The 23,364-nt window shown below is 71.2% G+C and carries 18 protein-coding genes and 2 pseudogenes; 10 read left to right on the forward strand and 10 right to left on the reverse strand.

The genetic code is table 11. The features are described from left to right. The first annotated feature begins 147 nt into the window (after window positions 1-147). Window positions 148-528 carry an Imm32 family immunity protein gene (locus IE265_RS27695; protein ID WP_190038422.1) on the forward strand — a complete coding sequence of 127 codons (381 nt, stop codon included), beginning with the start codon at window positions 148-150 and terminating at the stop codon, window positions 526-528. A gap of 181 nt (window positions 529-709) precedes the next feature. Here the strand turns inward: IE265_RS27695 and IE265_RS39015 are convergent, their stop codons facing one another. The 4 genes from IE265_RS39015 to IE265_RS27715 form a co-directional block, all read right to left on the reverse strand. After that, complete coding sequence (locus tag IE265_RS39015; protein ID WP_190038423.1) at window positions 710-2,053, reverse strand: calcium-binding protein; 1,344 nt, start codon at window positions 2,051-2,053, stop codon at window positions 710-712. 729 nt (window positions 2,054-2,782) lie between these two features. Continuing rightward, window positions 2,783-3,589, reverse strand: coding sequence for an enoyl-CoA hydratase/isomerase family protein (locus IE265_RS27705; protein WP_190038424.1), 807 nt, complete (start codon window positions 3,587-3,589; stop codon window positions 2,783-2,785). 272 nt (window positions 3,590-3,861) lie between these two features. Continuing rightward, window positions 3,862-4,617: a polysaccharide deacetylase family protein gene (locus IE265_RS27710; RefSeq protein WP_190038469.1), complete on the reverse strand. Its 756-nt coding sequence runs from the start codon at window positions 4,615-4,617 to the stop codon at window positions 3,862-3,864. A gap of 2 nt (window positions 4,618-4,619) precedes the next feature. After that, window positions 4,620-4,877 (reverse strand): hypothetical protein, encoded by a 258-nt coding sequence (locus IE265_RS27715; RefSeq protein ID WP_190038425.1) that lies wholly within the window; start codon window positions 4,875-4,877, stop codon window positions 4,620-4,622. A 204-nt stretch (window positions 4,878-5,081) separates the two neighbouring features. Here IE265_RS27715 and IE265_RS27720 point away from each other — a divergent pair, with 204 nt between their 5' ends. After that, the gene (locus IE265_RS27720) at window positions 5,082-6,272 is read left to right on the forward strand and encodes a sensor histidine kinase (protein ID WP_229916613.1); all 1,191 of its coding nucleotides are present in this window, start codon (window positions 5,082-5,084) and stop codon (window positions 6,270-6,272) included. After that, complete coding sequence (locus IE265_RS27725; protein ID WP_190038426.1) at window positions 6,269-6,928, forward strand: response regulator; 660 nt, start codon at window positions 6,269-6,271, stop codon at window positions 6,926-6,928. Before IE265_RS27720 ends, IE265_RS27725 begins: the two co-directional genes overlap by 4 nt. 150 nt (window positions 6,929-7,078) lie before the next feature. On the opposite strand, the gene IE265_RS27730 is transcribed toward IE265_RS27725, so the two are convergent. The 3 genes from IE265_RS27730 to IE265_RS27740 form a co-directional block, all read right to left on the reverse strand. Continuing rightward, window positions 7,079-8,299, reverse strand: coding sequence for an acetyl-CoA C-acyltransferase (locus tag IE265_RS27730; protein WP_190038427.1), 1,221 nt, complete (start codon window positions 8,297-8,299; stop codon window positions 7,079-7,081). A gap of 44 nt (window positions 8,300-8,343) precedes the next feature. After that, complete coding sequence (asnB, locus tag IE265_RS27735; RefSeq protein WP_190038428.1) at window positions 8,344-10,167, reverse strand: asparagine synthase (glutamine-hydrolyzing); 1,824 nt, start codon at window positions 10,165-10,167, stop codon at window positions 8,344-8,346. Between the two features lie 601 nt (window positions 10,168-10,768). After that, the gene (locus IE265_RS27740) at window positions 10,769-11,734 is read right to left on the reverse strand and encodes an SDR family NAD(P)-dependent oxidoreductase (protein ID WP_190038429.1); all 966 of its coding nucleotides are present in this window, start codon (window positions 11,732-11,734) and stop codon (window positions 10,769-10,771) included. 109 nt (window positions 11,735-11,843) lie between these two features. Here IE265_RS27740 and IE265_RS27745 point away from each other — a divergent pair, with 109 nt between their 5' ends. Further along, entirely contained in the window at window positions 11,844-12,767 is a 924-nt protein-coding gene (locus IE265_RS27745) for an AraC family transcriptional regulator (protein ID WP_190038430.1), read from the forward strand. A 70-nt stretch (window positions 12,768-12,837) separates the two neighbouring features. On the opposite strand, the gene IE265_RS27750 is transcribed toward IE265_RS27745, so the two are convergent. Beyond that, the gene (locus IE265_RS27750) at window positions 12,838-13,989 is read right to left on the reverse strand and encodes a serine hydrolase domain-containing protein (protein WP_229916615.1); all 1,152 of its coding nucleotides are present in this window, start codon (window positions 13,987-13,989) and stop codon (window positions 12,838-12,840) included. Between the two features lie 139 nt (window positions 13,990-14,128). On the opposite strand from IE265_RS27750, the gene IE265_RS27755 reads away from it, so the two are divergent. Further along, the gene (locus IE265_RS27755) at window positions 14,129-14,623 is read left to right on the forward strand and encodes a hypothetical protein (protein ID WP_190038431.1); all 495 of its coding nucleotides are present in this window, start codon (window positions 14,129-14,131) and stop codon (window positions 14,621-14,623) included. A gap of 658 nt (window positions 14,624-15,281) precedes the next feature. On the opposite strand, the gene IE265_RS27760 is transcribed toward IE265_RS27755, so the two are convergent. Beyond that, on the reverse strand, window positions 15,282-16,730 hold the full coding sequence (locus tag IE265_RS27760) for an FG-GAP-like repeat-containing protein (protein WP_190038432.1): 1,449 nt from the start codon (window positions 16,728-16,730) through the stop codon (window positions 15,282-15,284). Window positions 16,731-17,217: 487 nt separating this feature from the next. Here IE265_RS27760 and IE265_RS27765 point away from each other — a divergent pair, with 487 nt between their 5' ends. Next, window positions 17,218-18,651 (forward strand): carotenoid oxygenase family protein, encoded by a 1,434-nt coding sequence (locus tag IE265_RS27765; protein WP_190038433.1) that lies wholly within the window; start codon window positions 17,218-17,220, stop codon window positions 18,649-18,651. Between the two features lie 379 nt (window positions 18,652-19,030). Beyond that, a complete protein-coding gene (locus IE265_RS27770) occupies window positions 19,031-19,882 on the forward strand; it encodes an endonuclease/exonuclease/phosphatase family protein (protein WP_190038434.1) in 852 nt (283 codons plus the stop codon). Between the two features lie 138 nt (window positions 19,883-20,020). On the opposite strand, the gene msrB is transcribed toward IE265_RS27770, so the two are convergent. Next, window positions 20,021-20,428: a peptide-methionine (R)-S-oxide reductase MsrB gene (msrB, locus tag IE265_RS27775; protein ID WP_190038435.1), complete on the reverse strand. Its 408-nt coding sequence runs from the start codon at window positions 20,426-20,428 to the stop codon at window positions 20,021-20,023. A 1,480-nt stretch (window positions 20,429-21,908) separates the two neighbouring features. On the opposite strand from msrB, the gene IE265_RS27780 reads away from it, so the two are divergent. The 3 genes and pseudogenes from IE265_RS27780 to IE265_RS38630 all read left to right on the forward strand — a co-directional run. Then, entirely contained in the window at window positions 21,909-22,763 is an 855-nt protein-coding gene (locus IE265_RS27780) for a CAP domain-containing protein (protein WP_190038436.1), read from the forward strand. A 150-nt stretch (window positions 22,764-22,913) separates the two neighbouring features. After that, a pseudogene (locus tag IE265_RS27785) lies at window positions 22,914-23,105 on the forward strand (kinase); the annotation flags it as partial. A gap of 66 nt (window positions 23,106-23,171) precedes the next feature. Then, window positions 23,172-23,324: pseudogene (locus tag IE265_RS38630) on the forward strand (DUF6357 family protein); the annotation flags it as partial. Window positions 23,325-23,364 lie beyond the last annotated feature (40 nt).

A 23,364-nucleotide genomic window follows, 5' to 3' on the forward strand; every position in this document is an offset into this window, starting at 1 on the left:
GCGACGTTCGGGCCGAGCGCCGGGACACCGAAGTCGCGGACCGCGTTGAGAGTTGCTGTGGAGGCCGTGAGCCCGACCGGGGTCGAAGCGCGGGGGAGGATGATCCACCTTGGTGATCGGTGGGGTCGCCGGACCGGAGGCGATGAGATGTTGCAGGTTCTGTACAGCGGGACGACCAGGGAACTCGAGCTCTCCGGGGCGCGTCCGGAGCTCTTGGCGCTCGGAGGCCTGCTGCGGGGGAAGGCTGGAAGCCGCGAACTCTCGGAGAGCGGGGACCCCTTTCCCTACGCAGGGTCGTTGTCCCGGATCGTGTTCCGGGAGGACCCGGACAGCGAGACCGCTTCGATCGTCGCGGAGGGCGAGATCCTGAGGATCCGGGGAGGGCGGGAGGCGCTCGACCTTCTCGCCGACAACATCGAGGGCTTCGCCTCCGAGGCGGATGCGAGCCACCACTGGCACGTCGAGTCCCCGGCATGCGACTACATCGCGCCGGAGTCGGACCCGCTGGTGATCGGCTTCATGAAGTGAGCGGAGAGCCCTCGGCCGTAGGGCAGTTGAGCGCGCAGGCGTCGGTGCGGGAGAAGGGGCGCCGGATCCGCCCGGAAGACTGAGCGGGGATTTCGTCCCCCGGCCGCCGTCCGTCACGGCCGCCGGCCGGAGCGGGCCGTACCCGGCCCGCCACCACGGGGGGTGGCGGGCCGGTGGAGGGTCAGGGGTTGCAGCCGGGACCGACGAGCGGGCTGGCGCAGACGTCGATGCCGGTTCCGCCGTTGTTGGTGTTGGTTCCGGGGCCGCCGGTCAGGACGTCGTTGTCGGCGTCGCCGAACAGGGCGTCGTTGCCGTCGCCACCGGTCAGGACGTCCCTGCCGTCCCCGCCCTCGACGCGGTCCGCCCCGGCGCTGCCCGCCAGGGTGTCGTTGCCGGCTCCGCCGCAGAGGAGGTCGTTGCCGCCGCGGCCGTCCACGACGTCGTTCCCGCCCAGGGCGAAGATCACGTCATCGCCGGGGGTACCCAGCAGGACGTTGGGGCCGTTGGTTCCGGTGATGGTCGCGGTGGCCGTGGCGCAGGTCGTGGCGGACACCGTCAGAGTGAAGGCCTGGTCGGTGGACTGCGCGGGGTCCGTCTCCGAGGCCGTCACCGTGAAGGAGGACGTGCCGGCGGTCGTGGGGGTCCCGGTGATCTGCCCCGTCGTCGTGTTCAGGGCGAGGCCCGGAGGCAGCGTGCCCGAGGTCACCGCGAAGGAGGGTGAGCCGACTCCTCCGGTCGTGGCGATCGTCGCCGAGTAGGGGGCGCCGACCGTGCCCGCCGGGAGCGAGGTCGTCGTGATGGCCAGATCCGGGACCTGGAACGTGATCGTCACCGACGCGGGATCGGTCGCCGCCGCGGACGTTCCGCCGGCCGGGACCCGGTTGGACCCGCCTCCGCCGCCGCCCGCACCCCATCTGGTCGTGCCGCTGACGGTGCAGCTGCCGCCGCCGCCCCCGCCGAACCAGCCGCCTCCTCCGCCACCTCCGTCGAACCCGAGGGTGCCTCCCGCTCCGCCGAGTCCGGGCTCGCCCGTGACGCCCGGTGTCCCGTCGGCGTTCTGGCAGGCGGCGCCACCCGCCCCGCCGGTGGTCGCGGTGGCCCCGCCACCGCCTCCGGCGGCCTCGGCGACCGGCCTGGTCGTGCCGTCCGTGCCGGTGTCGCCGCCGGCGCCGCCGGCCGCCGCGCCGCCGGAGGCGGGCGCTCCGCCGCCGCCGCCGGCGGCCACTATGAGACGGGGATCCGTGGCGGGGTCACCGGTCAGGACGCACCCGGCTGCACTCGTGCTGCAGGTGGCCACATCACTCGCGCCGCCGCCCGCCCCGTCCCCCGACGGCACTGCTCCGCCGCCCCGTGCGACGTTCACGTACAGGGTGGTGCCGCCCGTCACGGTGAGGGTGCCGGTCACCGCCGATCCCGCCCCGCCTATCTCGCCTCCGCGCGCGCCGATCGCGGTGACCGTCAGCGTGGACACTCCCGCGGGTACGGCGAACGCGTGCTCGCCCGCGGTGGTGAAGGTGACCGTCACGGGTACGCTCGCGGCGGCCTGCCCGGCGGGCAGGAACAGCGGCCCCGCCGCCAGGACCCCCGCGACCGCGAACCGGCCGGCTCGACGCGCGTGCCGGTTCGGGCGGTGCCGCGCGACCGGACCGGACGGGCCGCGGAGGGGAGAGTCGGGGGTGGGGCGGGACCCAGGGCCAGGGAAGGACGACAGTGCGGACAAGTGCGCTCCCGGTGATCGGACGTCAGCGGCCACGGCTCAAATTCGAACAACTTGGCCATATCGGACGAATCGTAACTACGCGCGACACCGTCCGACCTGCGGTGGAACCACCCGTTGGGCCGTCCGGGGAAGCGCGGACGCGGTCACGCATCGCCGGGTCCGGCTCTGTGGCGCCGTACCGTTGCCGGATCGCCGAGTGGGGGGTGCCCGTATGCCTTTGGCCAAGGTGGTCGCGTGGCAATCCGGCTGTCATGAGTGATGGCGCGTCCGTTCGAGAGCCGCTGGGCGAGGGCATGCGGCCATGCGACTTCTGCGGTCATCCGGTCGTGACGGACTCGGTCGACGAGTGGGACTGCCCCGTGTGCGGTGAGGCCGCTGAGGATCAGCAGGCTGAGGCCGGCCGGGGTTCGTAGAGGGCTGCGTCGCGGAGCATCGCGAAGAGGACGTCGGCCCGGCCCCTGGCGAGACGGGGCAGGGCCTGGTGCGGTGCTTGCCCAGGACGATGCGCCCCGGACAGGACCGGCAAGCTCCACATCACGAGGCAGCTGAACCGATCTGCTCTCCCAGGTGGTACTCGAGGTCGCTTCGCTGCTGCATGCCCCGTTGGAGGAGCCTGCCGATCCGCTCGCGCGCCTCCGGCCATGTCAGCGAAGCCCGGAACGTGTCCTGGCCGGCGGTCAGGTCGGCCTCGGTCGGCAGCGTCGACCGGTTGATCAAGGCTTTTACTTCAGCCAGCGGCCGTCGGTCGAAGGAGGCGATGCGCGTGGCGACGCGGTCAACGTATGCGTCCAGCTCGTCGTCGGGGAGCGCCCGGTTGATCCAGCCGTACCGCTCCGCCGTATCGGCGTCGAAGTCGTCGGCCCCCGCGATGACTTCCAGTGCCCGTCCCCGCCCCACCAGCAGCGGAAGCCGTTCCGGGGCTCCGCCCCCTGGTGTAATCCCCACCCCCACTTCCGGCTGCCCCAACACGGCCTTCTCCCTGCTGGCGAAACGCATGTCACAGGCCAGGGCGAACTCGTTGCCCACGCCCCGCGCCCGGCCGCGGATGGAAGCGATGCTGATGACGGAGGACCGGGCCATGCGTGCCGCCACGTCAAGCCATGCAGGCCCGGTGTAGGGCTCCTTGGGCGGCACTATGTCGAAGTGCGCCAGAAAGAAGTCGGGATCCGCACTGTCGAAGACCACCACCTTCAGATCCTCAGCCGCGTCCATCCGATCGACGAGCTCTCCCAGTGCCGCGAAGACTTCGAAGGTCACCAGGTTGATCGGAGGATTTTCGAATGTCACGCGCCAATACGACGAGGAACGCTCGGTCAGCCTAAAAGGTGCGGATATGGCCATCCCTGTATTTTACGGCGTCCTTCCATCCGCCGCACCCTTCAACCGGACGGGCCGGTGCGGCATGCTTTGTGAATGGGTGTGCATGTGCTCAACGTCTCGCATGAGTTCATGCTGCGATTTCGATTCATGCGAGGTGCGAGCACCAGTGAATGCGCCGGTTGCTCATTTTTTGGGGAAAACACATCCGGACCGGATGGCGCGGCGAAGTTCTCCAAGGCCGCGGCCGTCTGGCTGTGACGCCTCCTGCGGGCTGCACGGTGGTGGGTTGTTGGTCAGGGGCGATAGACCTGTCCGGGCTGAGGTGTGGCCGGAGACATCAACTGGGGCACGGTGACGAACGTGTACCCCTGGCGACGCAGGTCCTTGATGATGCCGGGCACGGCGGGGATGGTCCCGGCGTAGCGCTCGTGCAGCAGGATGATCCCGTCGCGGCGGGTCTGTTCGAGGACTCTCCTTTTGATCAGTGCGGTGTCGGTGGTCGCGAAGTCCTTCGCGGTGACGCTCCACAGGATCTGGGACAGTCCGAGGTGCTTGAGGGTCTTCGACACGTCGTCGTTGGTGGTTCCGTGCGGCGGCCGCATCAGCGTCGGCGCCTTGCCGGTCGCCTCCTCGATGTCGTTCTGCACCGGCTGGATTTCGGCACGTATCTGCTTCGCGTCGAGTTTCGTCAGGTCCTGGTGGGACCAGGTGTGGTTGCCGATCTCGTGCTGCTCGGCGGCCATGCGCCGTATCGTCTGCGGGTACTTCGCGCTGTGTCCCTTTCCCTGCAGAAAGAATGTGGCATGGACGTTCTCCCTCTTCAGGACGTCGAGGAGCTTGGGCGTGGGGGCGCTGGGGCCGCCGTCAAACGTGAGTGCCACGCACTTGGCCTTGGCGCAGTCGACGGGATGGCCGTGATGCTTGGCGTCGGTGGCCCGGTCGCGGGCGGCAGCCGGCGAGGTGACGCCGGTGAGGGTGCTGCAGGCCGAAAGGGCAAGCGTCAGGGCGACAACCGCGCCGACGGCCGGAGCCGTACGGTTCACGGAGATGCTCACCGGCCCGTCCTGCCGGCCGTGGCCTGCAGGGACCGCAGACCGCGGTGGAGCGCGATGCCGAAGGCGGCACACCCCAACAGCAGGAGCAACACCTGGGCCAGGGCCGGGCCGAAGAAGGTGCCGGGGAACACGGTGCGGGAGATCAGGGCAGTCATCCGGGAGGCCGGAGGGAGACTTCCCACCACGGCGAGGACGCCGATGACGGCAGCGGCGGCGGCCAGCAGGGGACCCACAAAATTCGACTTGCGATTCATCGATGTTTCCTTGAGCGGAGTGAATTACTTCGACAGGAAACAAGCTAAGAATGTCCCGGCAGGCTTATCTTCGGCAGAAAGTCGGTGACGAAAGATGGACCCCGGGAGTGTCCCCATACTTTGGTATATGAGTGAGAGGACCTTGGTCCCAAAGGTGTCGAAATGGTGCGAGGGAGTCTTCTGCGGCCCGTACGCTGGAGCGTTATGGACTGGGGAAAGACGCGGCGCGCCCGGCGGATGGCCGACCTGACGCTCGCGGCCGGCAGTGCGGCGCTGTGCGTGACGGTGAGCTTCGCGCAAACACGAGGCTTGGGCATCTACCCGCGCCTTGCGTCACCGGCCTTCCCCACCGTCAGCGTGGAGGGAATCACCCCGTGGGCGGTCGCGGGATTCGTCCGCTTCGGGGCGCTCGGCGTGGCAGGCAGTGCGCTGCTGTTGTGGCGGCGCAGGTGGCCGGTCGCTGTCGCCGTCATCCTGATCGTGGCGTCGACGCTGGTCTCGCTGATTCCCGCTGCCCTGGTCGCGCTGTTCACCGTCGCCAGCCTGTGCTCGGCCCGGACCACCGCTGCCGTCACCGTCTTGGCCCTGCTGCCCCTGCCGCTGTACCTCGCCGTGACTGTGCCGGTGTCCGCACTCGCCCTGGCCACCACGGTCACGGGAGGTGTCCTGGTGGCGGCCGCGGTGATCTGGGGCCTGTTCCTGCGCGGCCTGCACGAACGCAGCGAACACAGCCGCACACAAGCCCTGTGGCGGGCCGAGCAGATCCGCCAGCGTGAGCGGGAGTCGCTGGCCCGCGAGATGCACGACGTACTCGCCCACCGTCTGTCGCTGCTGAGCGTGCACGCCGGCGCCCTCGAAGTGAATCAGCAGGTCACCCCCCAACAGGTCTCCGAGGCCATGGGCGTCATCCGCTCCAGCGCCCACCAGGCGATGGAGGACCTTCAGCAGGTCCTCGGTGTTCTGCGCACCCCGCTCCAGCCCCAGGAGCAGAGCCCCGAACCACCCCAGCCCGCCCTCGCCGACCTGCCCCGCCTCCTTGCGGACTCCCGCCGCACCGGCATGCACATCGACCTCGACCAAGACCTCGCCCGTCCGGCGACGGTGCCGGCCACCACCGCACGCACGGCCTACCGGATCGTGCAGGAAGCTCTCACCAACGCCCACAAGCACGCACCGGCACAACCCGTCCGCATCCTCCTGCGCGGCGCCCCGGGAACAGGACTCACCGTGGAGATCACCAACCCCCTGCCCGCCCCGGGCCGACCCGGCCTGCCCGGCAGCGGATCCGGTCTCACCGGTCTCAAGGAGCGCACCGTCCTGGTCGGCGGCACCCTCACCGCCGGCCGGCAGGGCCAGAGCCACCACGTCCGCGCCGACCTGCCATGGCCTGCATGACCCGCGTCCTGCTCGTTGACGACGACGCCCTGGTCCGTGCCGGACTGCGCCTGATGCTCGCCTCCGCCGAGGACATCACCGTCGTCGCGGAGGCCGCCGACGGCACCGAGGTCACCGACCTGGTCGACCGACACCGGCCCGACCTGGTGCTCATGGACATCCGCATGCCCGGCATGGACGGCCTGGAGGCCACTCGGCTACTGCGTGCCCGCGCCGACGCACCCGAGATCGTCATGCTGACGACGTTCACCACCGACGGATACGTCCTGCGTGCCCTGCAGGCCGGAGCGGCCGGATTCCTCCTCAAGCACACCCCGCCGAGCCAGATCATCGACGCTGTCCGCCGGGCCACGGCAGGCGAACCGGTCATGTCCCCCGACGCGCTCGGCCAGCTCATCACCGCCGTCACCACCGGCGAACCGGCTCCACTGCCCCTCACCCACGCCGACGCCCAGCGCCGGCTCGACCAACTCGGCCCCCGTGAGCACGAGGTCGCCCTCGCCGTCAGCCAGGGCAAGACCAACGCCCAGATCGCCGGGGACCTCTACATGAGCATCCCCACCGTCAAATCCCACATCTCCCACATCCTGGCCCGGCTCGAACTCAACAACCGAGTCCAGATCGCCCTCCTCGTCTACCGGGCAGGCCGGCTCTGACCCGGACCCGGGACTGCGGGAAGAGCGGCGCGGCGGACACGAGCGCCACCAGCGGTCCGACCACGACAACGAGCACGGCGACCCCAGGCCGAGGGCGGGCAGCACCACGTAGCGCGGGGACTGCGGGGTTGCCTGCGTGGGGTGGTGGTCCTAGACGGTGCGTTCCAGGAGCATGGCCATGCCCTGGCCGCCGGCGGCAACGATGCTGATCAGGGCAGTGTCGAGGTCGTCCTGGCGCAGAGTGGTCAGGGCGGTGGTGGTCAGTCGGGCGCCGGCCGCGCCGTAGGGCTCGCCCAGGGCGATGGAGCCGCCGTGCGGGTTCATTCGCTCGGGGTCCAGGCCCAGTTCAGTGCAGTAGGCCAGGACCTGGGCGGCGAAGGGCTCGTTGCCGGCGACGGTGCCGATGTCCGCCAGGGACAGGCCGGCCCGGGCCAGGACGGCGCGGGTAGCGGCGACGGGGACGGGCCCCTCGGTCTCGGGGGTGCCGGCGCTGACCGCGGTGGCCAGGATGCGGGCGAGCGGGGTGTGGCCGTGGGCGCGGGCGTAGGTCTCGGACATGACGACGACCGCTGCGGCCCCGTCGGACAGTGGGGCGCTGTTGCCGGCGGTGACCCTGCCGTCGAGCCGGAACCGCGGGGGCAGGGCGGCGAGGCTCTGCTGGGTCACTCCGGTGCGCGGGCAGTCGTCGGCGCTGGCGGTGGTGCCGTCCGGGGTCTTGACCGGGACGATGTCGCCGAAGTGGAAGCCCTGGCCGATGGCCTGTTGGGTGAGCCTGTGGGAGCGGGCGGCGTAGGCGTCCATGTCGGTGCGGGTGATGCCGTACAGATCGGCGGTGTTCTCGGCGGCCAGTCCCACCGGGATGTAGGGGTCGGGGTGCCCGCCCTGTTCGCGTGGGTCGCTCCAGGGCCCCGGGTCTGCCTGCGAGCGCCTGATGGTTCGTTGTCCGGCGGTGTGGAAGGCGGGGTTCTCGGTGCCGGGCCAGGTGTCCGAACTGCCGTGGCTGAGCCGGGACTGCGACTCGACTCCGGCCGCGATGACGACGTCGGCGTCGCCGCAGCGCACGGCTTGGGCGGCGGTGCGGATCGCCTGCAGAGAGGATGTGCAGAAGCGGTTGACGGTCACGCCGGGCACGTGGTCCCAGCCGAGCAGGAGGGCCGCGATCCGGGCGATGTTGAAGCCCTGCTCGCCGCCGGGCAGGGCGCAGCCGACGACCAGGTCCTCCACGTGGCCCGGTTCCAGGCCGGGGGTGCGGGCCAGGGCCTCGGCGAGGGTGCGGGCGAGCAGGTCGTCGGGGCGGATGGTGGCCAGGGCGCCCTTGTGGGCGCGTGCGATGGGCGTGCGGACGGCTGAGGTGATCACGACGTGCTGCATGGCGGTGTCCCGTGGCTCTCGGAGGGGGCGTCGGAAGTCAGTGGTCAGAGGTGGAGGGTGGGCCGGTGGGTGCGCAGCCACTGGTCCAGGTCCAGGACCAGTTCCAGCCCCTCGCGCGGGAAGCGGTCCGCTCCGGTGGCTTCCAGCAGCAGGCTGCGCACGGCGGTGGTGTCCAGCAGGTCGGTGGCGGGGCCGGCGTCGGCCAGCAGGCGCTCCACCTGCCCGGCCAGGGCCGTGCGGTAGGCCGGGTCGCGGACCATCGGGTAGGGGCTCTTGCGCCGGGCCAGGACCGGTTCGGGCAGCAGGTCGGTGACGGCGGCGCGCAGCAGGCTCTTCTCCCGGCCGTCGAAGGTCTTGAACCCCCAAGGGGCGTTGAAGACGTACTCGACCAGCCGGTGGTCCAGGAACGGCACCCGCACCTCCAGGCCCACGCCCATGCTGAGGCGGTCGGCGCGATCCAACAGGCACGGCAGGAACCGGGTCAGGTTGAGGTAGCTGTCGCGCCGCAGCGCGGCCTCGGCGGGAGTGGTGCCGGGCAGGTGCTCGATCTCGGTGCAGGCCGTGCGGTGGAGTTCGGCGCGATGTGCGGGCAGGTCCAGTGCGGCGGCCAGCGCCGGGTCGAGCAGTCGGGTCAGGTCGGCGCGGCCCAGCACGGAGTCCCAGGGAAAGGATTCTGCGGTCGCGGCGCGGGGGGTGAACCAGCGGTAGCCGCCGAAGAGTTCGTCGGCACCGTCACCGGCCAGGGTGACCGGGAAGTCCTCGCGCACCGCGCGGTACAGCTGGAGCAGGGAGGTGTCGAAGTCTCCGAGGGTCAGCCCGTCGCGCAGCCGGCCGACCCGGGCACGGTGGGCGGGGTCGGCGAGCGTGCCGGCAGCCAGCCGTACCCGGCGGTGCGCGCTGCCGAGGTGACCCACCATCATCTCGGCGTAGGGGCCGTCCGGGTCGCGTCCCATGGCGTCCTCGGAGGAGGCCCGGCTGCCGACGTCCACCGACAGGGTGTGCAGGGTTCCGGCCGCGGGGCGGGCCAGCGCGGCGATCGCGCTGGAGTCCAGGCCGCCGGACAGCAGGACGCTCACCGGCACGTCGGCGGCCAGCTGTCCGGTGACCGCCTCCTGCAGCAACTGCCGCACCCGCGCGATGGTGGTGGGCAGGTCGTCGCAGTGCTCGACCGGGGTCAGCGACCAGTAGCGGTGGGTGCGCGCACCCTGCGGGGTGACGGTGACCACGGTGCCGGCGGCGACCTCGTTCAGACCGGCGAAGGCGCTGCGGCCGGGTGTTTTGATCATGGGCTGGGCGGACAGCAGCAGTTCCCGCAGCCCGTCCAGTTCCAGTCGTGTGCCCACCGCGGGGTGCGCCAGCACCGCTTTGGGCTCGGAGCCGAACACCACCGCGTCGCGGATTCGGGTGTAGCTCAGCGGCTTGATCCCGAACCGGTCCCGGGCCAGCGTCAGCCGTCGCGCGTCCGGTTCCCAGGCGGCGTAGGCGAACATGCCGTCCAGCCGGGCGGGCGCCTGTTCACCCCAGGCGGCGATCGCGTGGAGTACGACCTCGCTGTCGCTGCGAGTCGTGAACCGGTGCCCGAGGGCAGTCAGTTCCCCGCGCAGCCGGGCGTGGTTGTAGACCTCACCGGTGAACGCCACCGCCAGCACCGTCCGGCCGTCGCGCGCCAGGAGCATCGGTTGCCGTCCGCCGACCAGGTCCACGGTGGCCAGCCGGGTGTGCCCCAACCCGGCAGCATCCTCGGCCCACACCGCCGAGGCGTCCGGCCCCCGGCACGCAAGGGTCTCAGTCATCTCCTTCAGAGAAGTGTGCTCGGTGCCCTGGGGCACACAGTCCGCGAAACCCGCGTAACCAACCAGCCCACACATCGTCGAACATCCCCCTGGCCCCCAGCGCGGGGCCCGCCGCACGATCCCGATCCGGGGCTTCCGCCCCATCGCGGCTACCGCGCGCGCAAGACGAAAACCCGAGGCCGGACCCGGTAGGCCGGCCACCACCACGGGAACGATCAAGAAGCGCTCGGGTTACTCCCCAGGCCGCCGCGTCGGCCTCCTGCGCTGTGCGGCGCACCCCTGGAGCGCCACGGAGCACGGCTCACGCCGCGGCCGCCGGCCGTAACTGGGGAAGCGTCCCTCACACGCGGTCCGCACGGATCCCTATGGCCGGCCGGCCGGCCGGACGAACGGATCGGCATCGCGTCGGGCGGCGGCCAGCAGGTTGGCGGCTGCGGTACTCCTGCCCACGCTGCCGTGCAGGCCGCCATCAACGAGGCGGCTGCCTACGATCCGATGGTCCGAGAGGTACGGACCGCGGACACCAGGAGTGCTTCATCGACCACCTGGTGACCGTCCCGGAAGACGAGCAACGCGCCACTCGCCCGCCGGCGGACGTCGATCCGTGCCCGGCCGCCCGGCGCACCGCGCAGGGCGACGGACGGGCCGTCGTCGGCAACGCGGGCCGACAAGTCGACTACCGGGCCCGCAGGGCGTCGGACGCGTAGTGCCACAGCCGGTCGGCCGCCTCACGGTCGAGGGCGTGGGAGGCCACGCTCCCCGGAACGCTCTCGCCGTCCGCCGAGACCGGCGCCTGCTGGTTGTCCTCGAAGTACCGGCCGCTCACGCCCTCGAGGAGCGGCGAGGCCGCGAGCAGCACGGACGTTGCCGCGCCCTGGGCCGGGGTCTTGTAGTACGGCAGCGGGGTGAGGTTGCCCTGGTCGTCCATGACACCCAGCGAACGCATGGTGTCGTCGTCGATGTGCCGCTGCAGGTTGGTGAGGATGTACCCGGGGTTGAGGGAGTTGGCGGTGATGCCGTCCCGGGCCCAGCGGTGGGCGCCGACGGTGAACAGCACCTCCGCGGACTTCGACTGGCCGTAGGCCTGCCAGGGATCGTAGGGGCGGCGCTCGAAGTGCGGGTCGTCGAAGTCGAACGGCGCGCCCTGGTGCGCGCCGGAGCTGACCACCACGATGCGCGCGGAGCCGCTCTCGGCCAGCGCCCCGTGCAGTGCCGTGGCGAGGGCGAAGTGGCCGAGGAAGTTGGTGGCGAGCTGGAGCTCCCACCCGTTGCGCGCCACTTCCCGCTGGGGGAGCGCCATGATGCCCGCGTTCGCCACCAGGACGTCGAGCGGCCCCTGCCACTGCTCGGTGAACGCCTTCACCGAGGCCAGGTCGGCCAGGTCGAGGCGCGCGCCGTGTACGGGGCCGCTGCGGCGGTCGCCGGCCGCTTCACGCCGGAGCTGCTCCACCGCCTCGGGGCGCCGGGTGGCGACCGTGACCTCCGCTCCGGCCGCGGTCAGCGCTCGCACGGTTTCCGTTCCGATGCCGGACGCACCGCCGGTCACCAGGATCCGCCGCCCGGTGAGGTCATGGCCCGCGATCACCTCCGCAGCCGTGGTCTGCGCGGAGAACGGGGTGGTCAGACGCTGCTCGGTACTCACAATGTTCCTTTTCCGTGGATTAGAGCGTTATGACGTAATCCTAAAAGCGCCCGTCTGTACGTACCATAATCAAAAGTCCGCGAAATATTACTCATCGTCCAGAGGTCTGATGGATCCGCTCGAAGACGTACTCGACCTGCTCGAAACCCGCAGCCACCTCTCCACCAGCCTGATCGCCGGAGGACGCTGGGCCGTCCGCTTCGACGCCCCCCTGGACATCAAGTTCAACGCGGTCCGCCGCGGCAACTGCTGGCTCGACGTGGAAGGCCACAACGAACCGATCGCCCTGACGGAAGGCGACTGCTACCTGCTCACCCGCCCCAAACGCTTCACCCTGCGCAGCGACCCCGACGCACCGGAACTCGACGCGAGCACCGTCTTCGCCGAGGCGGAGCACGGCATCGCACGCACCGGAACCGGCGACGACGTCCTGCTCATCGGCGGCCGCTTCACCTTCAACCAACCCGGCCAGGACCTGCTGCTGACCAGCCTCCCCCCGGTCATCCACCTACCGGCCGGAACAGCACACGCGGAGACCGTGGAATGGGCGCTCACCGTCATCGAACGCGAACTCCTGCTGCGCCCCGTGGCCTCGGACCTCGTCACACAGCACCTCGCCATGGTCATGCTCGTCTACGTCCTGCGCCTGCACCTGGCACGTGAGCCCCAGAGCGTCTCGGGATGGCTCGCGGGAATGACCGACCCCGCCGTCGCCGCCGCACTGACCTCGCTCCACGACGACCCGGCCCGCCCGTGGACCGTCGCCGAACTGGCCAGGGCCGGCTCGGTCTCGCGCTCGACCCTGGCCGCACGGTTCAAACAGACCGTCGGCCAGGGCCCGTTGACGTACCTGACGCAATGGCGGATCCACCTGGCATCCCAGAAACTGCGCAAGAGCGACGAGACGATCTCCTCCATCGCCCGCAACACGGGATACGGATCCGAAAGCGCGATGAGCACCGCGTTCAAACGGGTCACCGGTATCTCCCCCAGCGCCTACCGCAAACAGCACATCCTCGGCGCGGACACGTAGCTCACGGAACTCCATACCGTCACCGTGGAATGGGACGACCCGCAGAAGTGCCTTTTGAAGAGGCACCGGTTCAGCGGTCCTCGGAACGGACGCGATCCGCGACGCCCAGGGTCAGCTCCTGCGCCTGGTCCTCGAGATTCCATTTCCCTTTGCGGTAGGCGTGGTTGCTGACCCAGAACACCAGGACGCCGTCGCGCAGGGACCGGCTCAGGAGTCCCAGGGACCAGTCGTTGCCGCCGTCGTGCCAGGCGAGAGGGCCGTTCGGAGTGTCACGAATGCTCCAGCCGTAACCGTACGAGCTGCCCGTGTCCGGCTCCGTCGTGCGGGGTTCGAAAAGCTTCTCCCGGGCCCGCGCCAGCAGGATCTTGTCACCCAGGAGCGCCCGGTGCCAGCGGAACATGTCCTCGGCGGTGGAGAGCATGCCGCCGTTGCCCCGCAGGTTCCAGTACGGGCCGTCGGCGGCCCAGGGGTGGTCGAAGGGCCTGCCCTGGCTCCGCCCGTGCCTGTCGTACTCCACCGCGACCAGGTTCCGCGGCCACCGGGGCAGGACGTATCCGGTTCGCTCCATGCCCGCCGGGCCGAACAGGTGCCGGGCCAGGAACGGTTCGTACCCCTCCCCGGACGCCTTCTCGACGATCGCGGCGAGCAGGCTGTACCCGGTGTTCGAGTAGTGGAACTTTGCCCCCGGGGCCGACCGCGGCTTCGATGCCAGTGCCTGCCGCACCAGTTCGTCGCGCGAGACGGGCTCGTAGTCGTCGCCGACCGACTCCACGAGACCCGAAGTGTGCGTCAGCAGCTGGTCGATCGTGATGTGGCGCTTGCCCTCGGGCACCGGCCCCAAGAACCGGCCGATCCGGTCGCTCACCCTCAGCCGCCCCATCTCCTCCAGCTTCAGGATCGCGGCGGCGGTGAACTGCTTCGTGATCGACATGACGTCGTACACGGTGCGGCAGCTCGCCGGCGTGCCCGAGGCGCGGTCCGCCGCCCCGAAGCCCCCGCAGTATGCGAGTTCGCCGCCGCGCGCGGCGACCACGGTGCCGCTCGCCCCGGCGGGCAGGACACGGTCGAGGAAATCGGCGACCGACTCCCCACCGCGCTCCTTCGGCGCGGGCCCGGCCGCCGACCGCCCGGTATCGCCCCCCTGGGCGCACGCGCCCAGCATCAGCAGGCTCGCCAGGGCGGTGACGGCGACGCGGGTGCGACGACTGCGGGACAGACCCATATGGCCCATATGACCTACGACCTCCAACATCGGGAATCCGCACCGAGGTTGACCGTCGCCACCGCCGTTCCTCAAGCTGTCGGGGTGTTCGAGCTTGTGCGAGCCCGTGTATGTCCAGCTCATCAGGGGGACCACCGTCATGACCACCGCACCGCCCACCCCGCCGTCCACCGACGCGGCCGCCTTCGTGGCGGCCCTGCGCCGGCTCAAGGCATGGTCGGGACTGAGCTACCGACGCCTGGAACGCCGAGCGGCTGACGAGGGCCACTGCCTGCCCTACTCCACGGCGGCGACCATGCTCGGCAGGGACCGGCTTCCCCGCGAGGAACTCGTCGCGGCGTTCGTCGCGGCCTGCGGAATCCGCGGCACCGAGGCGGAGGCATGGCTGGACGCCCGCACCGACATCGCATGCGGCCCCGCACCGGCGGACACCACACCCACACCCATCGCACCCACGGCACCCATCGCACCCGTGGCGGCCGCACCGGCGCGCGCCAGGTCGTGGCGGGCCCGGTGGACACTCGCCGTCGCGGCAGCACTCGCCACCGCGCTCCTCGGCGGGGCGACGGCGTCCGGCGCCTTCACCGACGACGACGAAGTGGTGCTGGAGAGGCCGATGTCGGCCCGCCTGTGACCCAGCAGGGGCGACCAGCGTCCTCCCGGAGCAGGCCCGCAGCATCGGCCGAGAGCAAGTCGGCCCCCGAGGATGCCCCTTGCCCCCGCCACGAGGGGCAAGCGCTATCGGGCTTGCCCGACTGCCTGGTCAGACTTCACGGCATGCACCAGCTCCTGGACCTCACCCGCGAGACCTGGTCCGGCCGGCGGGGCGCATGAGCGGCGGCCGCGCCGGTGAGCCAGCCGACGGACACCGCGCCTACAGGGACGCCCTCCCGCTCCCGGTCACCTCGCTGCCTCGCCCTGGTAGGTGCAGGGGCCGACCACAGCGGTGAGGGCCGGCCCGCCTCCTCGCACCTTGTCTGTCACCGGCCTGCCGAGGTGACCCCGCACCTCAGGGCCGGGCCTGGGCCTGCGCCGCGACAGCACAAGCATGTACGTCGGCGGGCTCGGTGGGACGCAGGAGCAGCCGGGCCGCGCGGTGCCGAGCGACACCGGCCACGGACCGGGGGAGAGGGGCGAGGGGGGTGAGGGCAGCCCACCGGTCCTGGCAGGTCGGGCCGCGTGGCGGGGTGTGTTCACCGCGCAACCCCCGGCGTGTCGGCCCGCGTTGGAACGACAAGGGGGCGCGCCCCGGTGGTGCACCGGGACACGCCCCCTTGCCCGAGCGTCCGGGCTCAGCCGTTGATCGGCGCGCCGAACTCGGGGAACCAGTCCTCGCCGGTGGCGAGCCCGAGGGTCTCCGCACTGAAGCCGACCCCGCCGGTGAAGGTGATCCGCACGCCGTTGCCGCGCAGCGAGGTGAGCGCGCCGAACCAGCCGTTCTCGCCGGGCGCGCCGACGGCCAGGTCGAGCCGCCCGTCGCGGTTGGTGTCGGCCAGCGCCAGGGCCTCGCCGAAGGAGTCGCGGGACTCCGCGACGCCGGGCACGCCCGCGGTGTCCTGGTGGAAGGCGTACGAGCCGGTGCCGGTCAGGCCCTTCGCGGAGCCGGGTATCACGGTGACGGAGCCGGTGTAGCCCGTCAGGCCCACGCCCTCGTCGACGGCGCCGGCGACCAGGTCGGCCCGTCCGTCCCGGTTGACGTCGCCGAGTTCGACGGACCAGCCGAAGCGGTCGCCCTCCTCGGCGACCCCGGGCACGCCTGCGGTGTCCTGCGTGATCACGACAGCCTGTCGGCTGTCGACGCCCTGTGCCGAGCCCCGCAGCACGCTCACGCTGCCGCCGTTCCGGCCGTCGGTCATCTCCTCGGGCCCGTGCGGCTGCCCGGACACGATGTCGCCGTGGCCGTCGCCGTCCACGTCGCCGATGGCCAGGGAGAGTGCCGGGGGCAGGTCGCCCGCCGCGCGGCGGTTCGCGGGGATGCCGGGGGAGAGGTAGAGCGCGCCGCCGAATCTGCCGAGCGGGTGGGTGGAGGCGGCGAGGTCGTCGGTGCCGTCACCGTCGACGTCCCCGGCGGCGAGCGCGGTGACGCCGGTGTCGGTGGCGGGCACCGCCGACGCCTCGAAGTCGGCCAGCGCGAAGCCCATTTCGCCGGACTGGCCGGTGCTCCGGTTGAGGTAGAGCCACAGGTGGGTGCCGCTGCCTGTGCTCGCCGCGATGTCGGCGTGGCCGTCGCCGTCGAAGTCCCCGGCGGTGACCGCGGTGCCGAATCCGCTCTGCTCGATGCCCAGCGGCTGGCTCAGCGCCCCGCCCGCGCCGAGTCCCTTCGGGCTGCCCCACAGCACGGTGACGGAGCCCCAGTCGTTGCCGCGCGGGATGTCCTCGCCGGGCGAGCCGACCGCGAGGTCGGTGTATCCGTCCTTGTTGAAGTCCCCGGCCGCGGTGGACGTGCCGAAGCGGTCGAACGCCTCGGCGACACCCGGCACGCGCGAGGTGTTCTGGCTGACGGTTGTCGTCTTCGAGGACTTGATCCCGGCGGACGAGCCGTAGGCGACGACGACCGCCCCGGCCAGGGTGTGCCCGCCGATCGCCGCGCCGGGCGCGCCCACGGCGAGGTCGCCGTAGCCGTCGCCGTTGAAGTCGGCGGAGGGCGTCGGTGTGCGGGCGTGGGCGGCGGCCGGGGGCAGCAGGACGGAAGCCGCGAGGGCGGCCGGCAGCGCGGCGCCGGCAACGATGAGTCTTCGCATGACACCCAGACTCGCCCCCGGGGCCGATGGTTGTACGGCGCTCCCAGCCGGGTGCCGGACGCGCCGTGCGCCGGGGCGGTCCACACGGTGTGGTCGGCCTGGGCATCCTTCGCGTACGTCCGCGTGCAATGGGGCCACCCGTCCTGCCGCGCCGCCGCCCACGCTGTGGCGGCCCGGTTGGCCTGGGGTGAATGATGAGGGCGTGATCTCCGAGGAGCGCGCCGTCGAGCTGGCCGGCGCCGGCCGAGCCGAGCCTGGTCCCGCACGGCGACGACCGAGGCATCGCCCTCCGACCGCGGCCTGGATCCCCCGTGTGAGCTGGCCTTTTTCGCTTGGATCATCGGGCTGCCCACAGGGAGATCCCTGTGGTGTCGCGAATGTCGCGCCCTCCCGGCCACGCATTGCAGCGGGTCCGATCGGGCTATTCAATGGACGATGAGGCGGCACACGCCCACGGCTCGCATCGCCCCGTCGAGGGAGGCCGGGTATGGCCACGCACGCTCTGCAGACCTTCGATCCCACACGCGTACCCCACCTCTCCGGCCGGTTCGCCCCGGTCACGGAGGAAGTGGATGAGACCGGGCTCGAGGTGACGGGGGAGCTGCCGGCGGAACTGGACGGGCTGTTCCTGCGCAACGGGCCCAATCCTCGTTTCAGCCCGATCGGATCGTTCCTCTATCCGATCGACGGCGACGGCATGCTGCACGGGGTGTGGATCTCCGGCGGACAGGCCCGCTACCGCAACCGCTTCGTACGCACCCCCGCGGTGGTCGCGGAAGAGCGGGCCGGACGAGCCCTGTGGGGCGGACTGGAATCGATGATCACCCCCCAGGTCCCGGACGTGGAACCGGAGCTGGCCGGCACCTTCCGCGACCTGCCGGACATCAACGTGGTGCGTCACGCGGGACGCCTGCTCGCACTCGCCGAGTCCGAGTGCCCGTTCCTGATGACCGGGGAACTGGAGACCGCGGGGAAGGAGACGTTCGGCGGCGCACTGCCCGCCGGCATCACCGCCCACCCGAAGATCGATCCGCTCACCGGAGAGATGGCGGTCTTCTGCTACGGCCTGGAGCCGCCCTTCCTCACCTGGTCCCTCATCGGGCCCACCGGCGACGTGGTCCGCGGCCCCACCACCGTCGACGGGCTCGACGCCCCGATGATGATCCACGACATGGCCCTGACCTCGCGCTTCCTCGTGCTGGTCCTCGCACCCGTCTTCTTCGACCTCGCCGCGGCGATGAGCGGTGGGTCCTTCATCGACTGGCGTCCGGAACAGGGCACGCGGGTGGCACTGATCCCTCGCGACGGAAGCCGGGTGCGCTGGGCGTCCGACGACGCCTTCTGGCTGTGGCACACGGTCAACGCGTACGACACCGAGCCCGACGGCGGCGATGTCGTGCTCGAGTACGTGCAGTGGTCGCACCTGTCCATGGGCTCGCCCGACAAGTCGGCCGGAACCAATCCGGGAGGGCTGGTCCGCGCGGTCATCGACCCGGCCGCCGGCACGATGCGCCGCACCCTGCTGGACGACGCGCGCATGGAACTGCCGCGCACGGACGACCGGTTGATCGGGCAGCGGCATCAACAGCTGGCGGTGGCCTCGGAGACGGGGAAGCTGGACCTCCTGCCGGGCGAGTACGACGCCCTGCGCTGGTACGACGGGAGGGACGCCCACGGCACCAGCGTGATGTGGGACGCGGGGGACCTGTCCGTCGGCGAGCCGGTGTTCGCCCCGTCACCCGGCTCCCCGGATCATGAGGGCGGCTACTGGATGACGTACGCCACCGACCGCACTGACGAGAGCAGTTGGCTGCTGGTGATCCCGGCAGACGATCCCGGCTCCGGCCCGGTCGCACGCGTGCGGATTCCGGTACGGGTCCCGCTGGGCCTGCACGGGAACTGGCTGCCCACCGAGGAGTAACCCGGCCCGGGCGGGTGTGTCCCGCCGGGTGGGCCGGCGCCTCACGCGCCGACGGATCCGCACATGCCGTGGCCGCCCCACGGCAGCTCCCCGCAGGCCTGCGGGGCGGCCGCCGGCAGCGGCTCCAGGCGTCTGCCCGGGGCGTCCGGCGCGGACGGAATGCTCGGCCGGAAGGTGACCGGCGTGACGGGGACAGCACCTCAGCCGCCGCGGATCGGGGATTCTGGCGGGCCGGAGTGACAGGGCGGCTGCCTGTCCCCGGCCTTTTGATGAATCATCACATTCGACTGTTCACCGAGGTGTCGGACGCATGAGTGGCAGTTGAATTGATGGCGTTGATCCTTTTTTCCGCCGTCCGCGCGTAGCCATAATCCGCTGCGTGACAAGAACCATGCTGACTACTTTCCGCACCCTGATACTCGGATGCCTGGCCGCCGCACTCGTGACGCTGTCCGTCGGCGTTCCCACGGCTTCCGCCGCCGTGACGGCCGAAAGCGGGCGTCACGATCAGGCGCGCGACCACGGGCACGGGCACGGCCACGGAGCCGCCCGCAAGCCCTTCTCCCTGCTCCAGATGAACCTCTGCCTGAGCGGATACGCCGGCTGCTACGCGAAGACCCAGTACCCGATGATCCTCGACGAGACCGTGAGCCGGATCGAGGCCAACCACGCCCGCGCGGTCACGCTCAACGAAGCGTGCAGCGAGGACGTGACCGAGATCGCGAAGCGCACGGGATACCACGCCCGCTTCGCCACGGTGATCTACAAGGGCGCGCCGCTGGCCTGCAAGACCCCGGAAGGACGGGGCTTCTTCGGCAATGCCGTCCTCACCAAGGACAGGATCCGCTCCTCCGAGGACGCACCGTTCTCCGTGTTCAGCGGAGTCGAGCAGCGCCGCTGGCTCTGCGTGACCACCGTGCGGGGAACCGACGTGTGCACCAGTCACCTGTCCACCGACGGTGAAGGCGCCGACAGCACGAACTCCGTCCAGTGCGCGGAACTCGCCCGCGTGCTGGCCGACCGCGGACGGCCGACCGTCTTCGCCGGCGACGTCAACCGGCGCTCGTCCTGCGCCCCGAAGGGGTTCTGGACCGCGACCGACGCGGCGGCCGTCCAGTCACCCGGCATTCAGCACGCCTACGGAAACCTCGCCACGCCGACCGTGGAAATCGAGCCCACCACCTACACGGACCACGACGCCATGGTGATCCGTACCCGCGCCCGACGCTGACCGGGGCCGCCATCGGTGATGGGGCCGCGTTCACCGCGTCCCCATCACCCTCCCGCGAGCGGCGAACCCCTCCCGCCCCGCCCCGGTTCGCCCTGCCGAACCGACGGACGGCCGCCGGCGGGGGGAGAGGGGTGATGGTCAGCTCTCGTCGGGAGTCAGACGCAGCGAGATGCTGTTGATGCAGTAGCGCTGATCGGTCGGAGTGGGGAAGCCCTCTCCCTCGAAGACGTGCCCGAGATGTGATCCGCAGCGGGCGCAGCGGACCTCGGTCTGTACCTGACCGTAGGACCGGTCCTCGGCCAGCTCGACCGCGTCACTGTCCTTGGGGTCGAAGAACGAGGGCCAGCCGCAGCCCGAGTGGAACTTCTCGGCCGAAGTGAACAGTTCGGCGTCACAGGCACGGCATGAATAGACGCCCTTCGTCTCGGCGTCGGTGTACTCGCCGGTGAACGGCATCTCCGTGGCGGCCCGGCGCAGGACCTTGTACTCGGAAGGGGTGAGTTCTGCGCGCCACTGCTCGTCTGTCTTCTCGATGTCGTACGGCATGATCCGACCTCTCAAGGGTGGTGACGGAAAGTGGGAGAGGTGGCGGGAAGGGGGCGCCTCACGGCCAGGGGCATTGCAGGGCTTTGATTTCCTGCTGCAAGCCATCTGGGATCGGCCGGGCACATCGTCTCTTCCGGACACCTACATACCTTTGAACAGTCACGAAATCCGAGGTGTTCCGGCCGCCCCGGGACGGAAGCAGTGATCTCCGTCACCGCCCAGGACGGTGACTCGATGGCTTTGGCGGGGCCAGGAGGAACAGGCGGCCGATCACGGCCTGGGACTGGGCTCGGTGTTTTCGCCGGGTTCCGCACTCCCGACGGCACCGCCGTGCGGATCGACGGGTCGCGCACTGGAGGAGCCGCAGGACGCCTGCAACCTGACCGGCAACGACCTGCACACGGCCCGCGGCCCGACACCCCCGTACGTAACGCACGCACCTGCCCCGCCACGCCGTCGAACAGGTGAGGTCCTCCGATCCTCAAGGGCACGCACCATCCAGACCGGCCTGACCAGGCACTACTGGCTGTCGTCGTGTTTGATGCCCGCCGCACCCTCGCGTTCGTCAATACGCGCCTGGACCGACCGACCGGACTGGTCGACCGGCTTTTGCAGGGCCTGCGTCGGCAGCGCGCTTGAGCGCGACCAGGTCGAAGTGGGCGGACAGGGCGTGGGTGAACTCCACCCGTACCTGCCTGGCCCGGTGCTGGGTGAACTCCGGCACCAGCCCGGGCCGCACGCTGCAGTTCAAGACCGCTGCCAGGATTGCGGGCATGGTCGGATCGTCGGGGGCCGGCCCCGGCCGGTGAACGCGCTCCGCCCCTTTCTCCCCCGCCGGCGGGGGAGAGGGGTGAGTGGTGTCCCGACGTCGCCGTCACGGGACGTGAATCCTGCCTCCGGACCTCAGCCTGCCGTGCGGCCCGGCCCTCGTCATCGGCCTCGGAGTGCAGCCGCAGGCCCTCGTCGTCGTAGGAGGTGCGAAACCGGGGCGTCATGCCGCAATCCCGGCCTGCGGCCCTGATTGAAGGGGCAGGGGTGCCCCCGCGCGCCGGGCGACGAAGGGGTTGCGGGGAAAGCCGGTGACATCCCTCACGCGCCCGGTCCTCGTCAACGTGCCGCGATAGTACGTGGCATGTGGTTGATATAGGCGGATCTGGCATATGGAAGCAGGCATACGCGGCATCTCGTCCAGGGTCGCCGGGCCGGGTCACCGGCCTCGAGCCGCCGGACCGCCTCTGCCGCCCTTCTGACGGAACGTGAGGCTCCGTCGGCGTCCGGCGCGGCGGCCCCGCACAATCCCGGGCCGGATTCAAGGGTGTCCTCGTCTACTAGGCGAGGTAGTGGGAAGCCCCCGTTGCCGTGCCCTCCCGCGGCTTTTAACAATGACGGCCCCGCAAGGCGTCCCCGCAGGTCAAGCGCAGTGTCTGTGCGAAACCGAGCCCGCCGGGGGCGCAAGGAGAGTCGACCGAACGAGGTCCGCATGAGGAACCACCGGAAGCACCGCAGGAAGACGCGCCGCCGGCCCATGGCCGTCGCCGTCCTGGCGATGGGTGCGGTGGCGGTGCCGTCGGCCGCCATGGCGCGCATGGGCGACGAAGGAGCCGAGGCCATCACCACCACGTCCAGCAGCCCCTGGACGGACGGGAGGAAGGCGTCCTGGGACGGGCACCGGACGGACGGGAAGAAGTCCTGGGACGGGCACCGGGGCCGGGACGTCCGGACCGCGAAGCCCACGGCGACGGCTTCGCCCTCGCCGACCTCTCCCAGGACTGCGGCGCCCGCCCCGGACAAGCCCAGGGCGACCGTCTCGAAGGCGGCCACCCCGCCCGCCCCGACGAGGACCGCCGCCCCGACGAGGACCGCCGCCGCGCCGAAGCCGGCCGCCGCGCCCCCCTCGAAGCCGGCCGCCGCGCCGAAGCCGCCCACCACCACGGCCCCGGGCACGGCGACCCCCGCGTCCGCTGCCGTCACCCGCGTGGTCGCCCTGGTCAACAGCGAGCGCGCCAAGGTCGGTTGCTCCCCGGTCGCCCTGAACACGAAGCTCTCGCAGGCCGCCCAGGCCCACAGCGCGGACATGGCGAGCCACAACACCATGTCGCACACCGGTTCCGACGGGTCCGACCCGGGACAGCGGATCACGCGCGCGGGCTACCTCTGGGGCAGCTACGGCGAGAACGTCGCGTACGGGTACTCCACGCCCGAGCAGGTCATGGCGGGCTGGATGGCCAGCGCCGGCCACAAGCGCAACATCCTGGACTGCGGCTTCAAGGAGATCGGTGTGGCAGTGGCGCAGCCCGGCAACTACTGGACGCAGGACTTCGGCACGGCCCGCTGACGCGCACGGGGCCCACGCCCGTCACGGGCCGCCGGCCATCACGCCGACGGCGGCCGCTCCGCCCGCTCCGGAGGGGCCGCTGCGGGTTCCGTTCTGTCCAGGACGCGGGTACCGCGCGAGTCCGGGGCGCCAGAGAAGAACCAAACAAAGGTGAGGGCCTTGACGGCGGGGACCGAAGAGGCCCGGCCGGTCGTGGTCCGCGGCAAGAGCACCCCAGGGAAGCCGTCCGTCGCGGCCGGCCCGCGTGAGCGGTTCGGCCGCGGACTGGCCCTGGCCGGCCAGGACAGCCTCCGCCGCATCGTGCTCCGGGAGTGCGACCGGCCCGGTGCCGCGAACATCGGCCCGACCGCCCGCTGAGCGCACCGTCCGCGGTGTGCCGCCCGGGTCCGCGGCCGACGTGATCCCAGCACCGACGACAAGGGTGCCGAGAAGAAGTGGCCACGGGACGGTCCCCGCGGTGCCGCCGCGGAGTTCTGGGACTTCGCCGGCGATCACTCCGCCGCGGACAACGACGTGTTCACCATCGAGGACGAGGAGATGGGCGAAGGGATCCAGCACCATCGGACGGCCCCCCGGCAACGGGAGGACGGTGTCCCGCTGC

It is taken from the genome of Streptomyces fructofermentans, from assembly GCF_014651055.1.
GTDB lineage: Bacteria > Actinomycetota > Actinomycetes > Streptomycetales > Streptomycetaceae > Streptomyces > Streptomyces fructofermentans.